At 55.3% G+C, this 6,597-nt stretch carries 5 protein-coding genes and 1 pseudogene; 5 read left to right on the forward strand and 1 reads right to left on the reverse strand.

The window, feature by feature from the left end:
• From DBO31_RS04985 to DBO31_RS05005, 5 genes and pseudogenes are all read left to right on the forward strand, one after another.
• A pseudogene (locus DBO31_RS04985) lies at positions 1–502 on the forward strand (alginate biosynthesis protein AlgP); the annotation flags it as partial.
• A gap of 76 nt (positions 503–578) precedes the next feature.
• Positions 579–854, forward strand: a complete 276-nt coding sequence (locus DBO31_RS04990) for a DUF1848 family protein (RefSeq protein WP_075582403.1) — start codon at positions 579–581, stop codon at positions 852–854.
• Positions 855–1,030: 176 nt separating this feature from the next.
• Entirely contained in the window at positions 1,031–1,642 is a 612-nt protein-coding gene (locus tag DBO31_RS04995) for a hypothetical protein (protein WP_150824586.1), read from the forward strand.
• 3 nt (positions 1,643–1,645) lie between these two features.
• Positions 1,646–3,631 (forward strand): dynamin family protein, encoded by a 1,986-nt coding sequence (locus tag DBO31_RS05000; protein ID WP_150824587.1) that lies wholly within the window; start codon positions 1,646–1,648, stop codon positions 3,629–3,631.
• Positions 3,632–3,640: 9 nt separating this feature from the next.
• Complete coding sequence (locus DBO31_RS05005) at positions 3,641–5,380, forward strand: dynamin family protein (RefSeq protein WP_150824588.1); 1,740 nt, start codon at positions 3,641–3,643, stop codon at positions 5,378–5,380.
• A 53-nt stretch (positions 5,381–5,433) separates the two neighbouring features.
• On the opposite strand, the gene DBO31_RS05010 is transcribed toward DBO31_RS05005, so the two are convergent.
• Positions 5,434–6,597, reverse strand: a 1,164-nt coding sequence (locus DBO31_RS05010; RefSeq protein WP_150824589.1) for a sodium/proline symporter, incomplete at its 5' end; no start/stop codon positions are given.

Below are 6,597 nucleotides of genomic sequence, written 5' to 3' on the forward strand. Positions count from 1 at the left end.
ATCGCAGCACATGGCTACGCCGGTCACGGCCTGGAACCGCCAGAAATATGAAGATCAGTACCAATACCAGTATCAACATGATTCCTATGATGCGGCGATTGCCGATGCCTATGCGTACCGCCGTGATTTTGGCAAGAGCAACCTGCGTAAGTGGAGCAGTACCGAAGGCATGGATACACCGTGGGACAGCAACTGGACGACCGATACGGCCCATTTCCAGAGTTCGACCATTGCCTTCCTGGATCGTCTGAATACAGAAGCCCATCAGGCGGGCATTTCCTTCGTCATCACTGGCGGTGCTGAAAGCGGCTATCATGCCGGTGGCATCTATTCCCATGAAAATGGCTATAAAGTCGATATTTCCGATGAAGGTATCTACCAGGGGACCAAAGCCTATGAAGTTCTCATTGATGCGTTGGCGCCATACAAGCATCAGATTACGCACGAATGGGATAAGAATCACTATGATATCACCATCTATCCGGAAAATTATAAAGGGTGACGTTTGGCGTCTGATGTTTCAAACATGCTCTGGTTGAACTGGCAGGTTGTCAGGTAAAGAAGGGAATGATTCGGGTATGATCATCAGTGCCAGCCGCCGGACCGATATACCGGCGTTTTATAGTACCTGGTTCTTCCGCCGCCTCCGCGAAGGCTTTGTCCTCGTGCCTAATCCCTTCAATACGAAGCAGATCAGCCGTGTCTCCCTTTTGCCCGACGATGTAGCCTGCTTCGTCTTCTGGACCAAGAACGCGGCACCCATGCTGCCGTATATAGAGGAATGGAAGAGATTGCCTTGTTATTTCCAGTTTACCATCACGCCCTACGGCAGAGATACCGAACCACTTCTGTAAAATGAAGCACGAGTATGATGATTGCGGTTATGATACTCGTGTTTCATTTTATGTAGGAACCGACATCCATTGAAGCCTCCTCCAAGTAATCGCATATACAGGCTTCATCATTACAGCAGTCTGATGTATAATATGGATATATATTACCCGGCCGCTGCGTGCCGGGGTGAAGAAAGGTGATAGTCGTGTCCAAAGAGCTGGAACAGGAGTTTACGAAGGTCATTTCATCGGTGACGAAGGAGATAACGGAGTCGGTGGTGCGCGATTCGGCACTGGCTTCTGTAAAAGAGCTGAACGAGTCGCTGCAGGCGCTGAAGAAGGATTCGCCCAGGCTGGTGAAGGATATAGAAAAGGCAGAGGCGATGTATGCTGATGTTTCCCAGCATGCTCTGGATAATATGCAGCGTTTTGCTGATTTTATCAGTTCCTGGCAGGAACAGCAGTCAGAGCTGCTGAAAGAGATAGGGAACCGCAATGATATGGTTTCCCGATGGCTGCAGCAGTCAGAGAAACGGCGCATAGAAAACGTGAAGTCTTTGCAGCATCAGGGCGAGGAACAGAAGAAAGAACTGGATGATATCCGGCAGGGTGTAAAGCTGGTATTCCATCATTCGCTTGACATGGAGAAAAAGATCAATGCAGAGCATCTGGAACAGGTGAAAACGCTGGCGGCATATGATGCGGCCCTTTCTTCTAAATTGACGACACTCAAGGTGCTGGCCGGCATCAATTTCGTCATACTGGCGGCTCTGGCCGGATATACCATAAAAGGCATCATAGGGGGATAAGTGATGATTTCTAAGGATACGTTTGCCGCGGTGCAGTCCCTCTATGATGATGTGGAAGACGGGTATAATCAGCGTATCCGCCGGCATGTCCAGCAGCAGATGCTGGCTCATCTCGACGATATCACCCGCGAGCTGGAGGCCATCCATACAGCTTGTGGCGCAAAGACTGTCCGGCTTCACGATTATATCCAGGTCATAGAGGAAACGTGTACGGCCATTCATCAGCTGGCGGAACGGCTGAATGAGAATTTTATGCTTTTTGTCATGGGAAGTGGCAAGAACGGGAAATCGACGCTGATCAATGCCCTGTTGGGCCAGCAGGCGGCAGCAGAGGATTTCCTGCCGAAGACGTGGAAAATCGATGTGTTCCATGATGCGGACTTGGATGCCTCTTGTACGCTCACCTTCAAAGACGGGTCCTGCCGGTCGATGACCGCCGGCGAAGCCCAGGCATATATCGAAGGGGAAGAACAGAAGCGGAAAGATTCGGAACGGGCGATCCGTCAGGAACTGCGGGAGTTCAAGAAGAAAAAAGTGCCCCTCGAAGTACTGGAAGAAAAGCAGCGGGAACTGCGCAAGTACGGCCTGTACCAGTCGCAGGTCATCGAAGCGTCCTGGCCGGTCGGCCACAGTAATATCCTGAGCCATTACCGCCTCGTCGATACGCCGGGCCTCAGGCAGGAACTGGACGATATGATCGTTGCCAGCGCGGAAGAATATTTCTCCAAGGCCGATGGCGTCATCTGGATCCTGCCGGGGGATAAGATTGCCAGTGCCGGCGACCATACGGAGCTGCGCCGGCTTTGTGAGAAATATGAGAAGCATCCCGATAACATCATTGCCGTCGTCAACCGCATGGATATCGTGCGGCAGAACGGCCAGGATCCAGACGATGTGCTGGCGGAAGCACGGCGGTTCTATGGGGACTTGTTCACGGAAATCGTCCCTATTTCGGCCAAGGAAGCCCGGCAGGCGGAAGATATGCTGCATCAGGACGGTATCAGCAAAACAGAGCGGCAGGAAGCGGAAGCCCTGCTGGAACGAAGCAATCTGCCGGCTCTCCTGCAGTTGTTGAACCGGACGCTCTTTGCCGACGCCCTGGACATCCAGATCCGCAGCAAGCTCCGCGGCTGCCGCGATTTGTTGGATCACATCCGCCAGGAGGCGGGGCAGGCCTCTTTGCTCCTCGCCGAAGTGAGCGGTCAGCGGGAGGCGAAGATCGCTGCCTGGAACAAGGATTCGTCGGAAATCCTGGACCGGCTGAAGCAGGATCTGGAGACGTTCCAGGACCAGGAAGCGAAGCGCATCCATCGGGAAGCGGGCCGTGTGGAAGATGAGCTCTGGGATATGGAGACGGATTACCGCAACGAGTATATCCTGGAACAGATCATCTGCCCGGAATCGCTGGAACGGCGCCTCCATGAGTTGGTAGAGGCCCATAGCCGCCAGCTCATGGACCTCTACCGCCGTCATCTGCAAAAAGCGCCTTTCAAGGAATTTCCCTCTCTGAAGGAGGATGAAATGACCGTCTGCCTCAATCAGCAGGGCGTCATCGGCAGGGCCAATCTGTCCGATGATTTGAGCGGTCAGGGCAGTGCCCAGCTGGCCCTGGGAGGAGCCCTGGCCATCGGGGCGGCGGCACTGCTCGGCCCCGTAGGGCTTATCTTTGCCGGACTGGCAGCGACGGATATTGGCAAAAGCGTGGCCAAATTCCTGTCCCGTACGTTTGGTTCCAGTATGGCCGATAAGATACAGAGGCGGTTTGAAGACCAGATGGCCGATGTCCGGAAGAAGCTGGAAAGGGAGTACCAGGATTATATCGAAAAGTCGGGAGGTTCCATCGATTCTCTGCGGGAATCGACGTATGCCGAGCTCTACGGGCCGTCAGATCAGACACAGACCGTCATGGAGCATCTCCAGAAACTGGACGGCCTGGGCCGGCTGCAGGTGATACCGCTCCGGGTCCAGGACATTATTTTTTCTCATTAGGAGGATTTCATGGACGTTAGAACTTATATAGACGGGCTGCTGGCCCGGGCTGAGCAGTCGCCCCTGTTCGGTGACAAAGCTTTTCCCGGCCTGTACCCGGTGTACCGCGACCTGCAGCTGCTGCGGGCCAAAGTCGAACAGCCGCTCCATGCCGCCATCATCGGCGAGGTCAAAGCGGGGAAATCGACGTTGATCAACGCTTTTGCCGGGGGTGACATTTCCCCGACGGATGCGACGGAAACGACGGCGTGCATCATGAAGATTGCCTATTCGCCGGAAGAAAAGGCCGTCCTGCATTTCCGGGACGGGACAGAACGGGAAGGGTCTGTGAGCGACATATACAGCCTGTTAGAAGAGCATCACAACGATCAGGATTTCTTCGGTCACTGCGATTACGTGGAAGTCGGCCGGAACCTGCAGGGCCTGCGCCATATCTGCCTCATCGACACGCCGGGGCTGGAAACGATTACGACGGCCAATGAATCGCGCACGACTGACTATTTCCAGTCCGTCGATGTGGTCCTCTGGGTATTCAATGGCAATTATCTGGGCCAGAGCGATGTCAATGAACGGGTACGCCAGGTGGCCCAGATGGGCAAGCCTATCGTGGCGGTCATCAACCGCATCGATCAGGTGGACGGCGACCCGCAGGATCTGGTCGATTATCTCGATGACTCGCTGGGAATCTATCTGGAAGAGATTTTCCCCCTGTCGGCCCGCAAGGCCTACGAAGGGGTCATGCAGGCCGACCAGCAGCTCCGGGACGAATCGGGGTTTACCGATCTGTATACGTATCTGGACGAGCACATCGAACGCCATGTCGATGACGTGCAACTGGACAGTATCATGAAATCGGCACGGGTACTGGAGGATAAGATGAAACTCCTGCACCGCCAGGCATTGGATCAGATTGAACGGAAGCTCCACACGTATATGGAACTGGATGAGCAGATCCAGTACAACGGGAAGATGCTGTCCGAAAAGGCGCTGAGCCAGACGAGAGAGTGGCTGTTGCATACGTTCCTGAGCCGGGCGGAAGGGGCCCTGTACAGCCAGATCGGGTCGGGCAATGCCTTCAGCAGTTCGTCCCAGGACGAGTTCCAGCAGACGCTGCGTCAGGTCCTGTCCCAGGAACGGATCCGCAGTGAAATAGAGGGGTATCTGCAGCAGTTGTCGGAAACGATACGATCGGACTGGCAGGGACGGCTTTCGGGGATTGATGCCGAATTGTCGCACATGTATGAACAGGAGCAGGAAAAGAACCAGATGGAAATGGCGCGGCTTTCCCTTTCGATGCAGGAAAATACCGGCATGGAATCGGTGAAAAATTCCGTCCTGGCCGCCGGGGCTGCCGGAGGTGCCCTGTCCATCTATTCGGCTGTCGTCGCGCCGGCTGCGGCCCACGTCACACTGGGAGCGGCCGTGAGCACTATCATGCCGCCGGTCCTCCTGGCCGGGGCCGCCGTCGGGCTGGTCACGGGCTATGCCAGGAGCAGGAAGGTCAAGACACAGCAGCGCCAGCAGGTACGGGAAGTACTGGGCATGGTACGGGACAAGACGGGAGCGACGCTGCTTCCAGCCTTGAAAACGTATCTGGAAGAAATTTGCCAGGCTACCCAGACAGAAGCCAAACGGGATTTCGTCGAAAAGAACTTCGCCGGCCGGAGCGTGCAGGATTTGCAGCAGCTGGTGGAACAGTTGAAACAAATCGTCCGTCAGGACGAAGCGGACCTGCGCGTACTGGATTGAATCAGCCACTAAAAAAAGGACTGTCTTCATGCGACAGTCCTTTTTGCTACCTATTATTCGTCTTCATTTTTGAGTACGGTGATTTTCTGTTTCAGGCTGACGGCCCGGTCGAATTCAGCCTGGATTTCGGCACTGGGCGGTGCGTCCCATTTGCTGACCAGATAGATGGCCACCAGGGAGAAGATGAAGCCCGGCACGATTTCATAGAGGCCGAACCAGGCGAACTGTTTCCAGATGAGGACCGTGAGGCCGCCGACGATGATGCCGGCCAGGGCCCCGTTTTTGGTCATCCGTTTCCAGAACAGAGACAGGAGGATGCAGGGACCGAAAGCTGCCCCGAATCCGGCCCAGGCGTAGGCTACCATGGTCAGGATATAGTTATTGGGGTCGAGGGCCAGGTAGATAGCCAGTGCCGCTACGACGAGGACGGTGAAACGGCTGACGTAGATCAGTTCTTTGTCACTGGCTTTGGTGTTGATGAACGTATGGTACATATCTTTGGAAATAGCCGATGCCGTGACCAGAAGCTGGGACGAGGCCGTGCTCATGATGGCGGCCAGGACGGCAGACCAGATGAGGCCCGACAGGAAAGGCGGGAAGAGTTCCTGACTCATGATGAGGAAGACTTTTTCCGAATCGGCTCCGACAAGCGGCGTCTGCAGGACGACTTTGCCGACGAGGCCGACGAATACGGCTGCGGCCAGGGAAATGATGACCCAGGTCATGGCGATGTGTTTGGCTTTTTTCAGTTCCATGGGGTCTCCGATGGCCATGAAGCGCACCAGGATGTGGGGCTGGCCAAAGTAGCCGACGCCCCAGCCGATGGCCGAGATGATGGCGATGATGCCGGTCATGCTGGTGTCCGGTACGAGCTGGAGCAGCTGTGGCGAATCAGTAGCGACCCGGTCCAGTACGGGCCCCAGGCCGCCGTAGCTGATGACGCCTACGACGGGGACCAGGACGATGGCCAGGAACATCATGCAGCCCTGGATGAAGTCGGTCCAGCAGACGGCCATGAAGCCGCCCAGGAAGGTGTAGATGACGACGACGCCGGCGCTGAGCAGGAGGGCCGAGAAGTAGTCCATGCCGAAGACCGATTCAAAGAGTTTGCCGCCGGAGACGAAACCGGACGACGTGTATATAAGGAAGAATATGAGGATAAAGATGGCAGAGATGATGCGGATGATATTTTTGTCATCGTGGAAGCGGTTTTTCAA

It is taken from the genome of Megasphaera sp. DJF_B143 (genome assembly GCF_900320625.1).
GTDB lineage: Bacteria > Bacillota > Negativicutes > Veillonellales > Megasphaeraceae > Megasphaera > Megasphaera hexanoica.

Bases quoted from the DNA above. Each gene is read 5' to 3' on its own strand.
- DBO31_RS04990 (WP_075582403.1), top strand. From the start codon at position 579: ATGATCATCAGTGCCAGCCGCCGGACCGATATACCGGCGTTTTATAGT.
- DBO31_RS05000 (WP_150824587.1), top strand. From the start codon at position 1,646: ATGATTTCTAAGGATACGTTTGCCGCGGTGCAGTCCCTCTATGATGAT.
- DBO31_RS05005 (WP_150824588.1), top strand. From the start codon at position 3,641: ATGGACGTTAGAACTTATATAGACGGGCTGCTGGCCCGGGCTGAGCAG.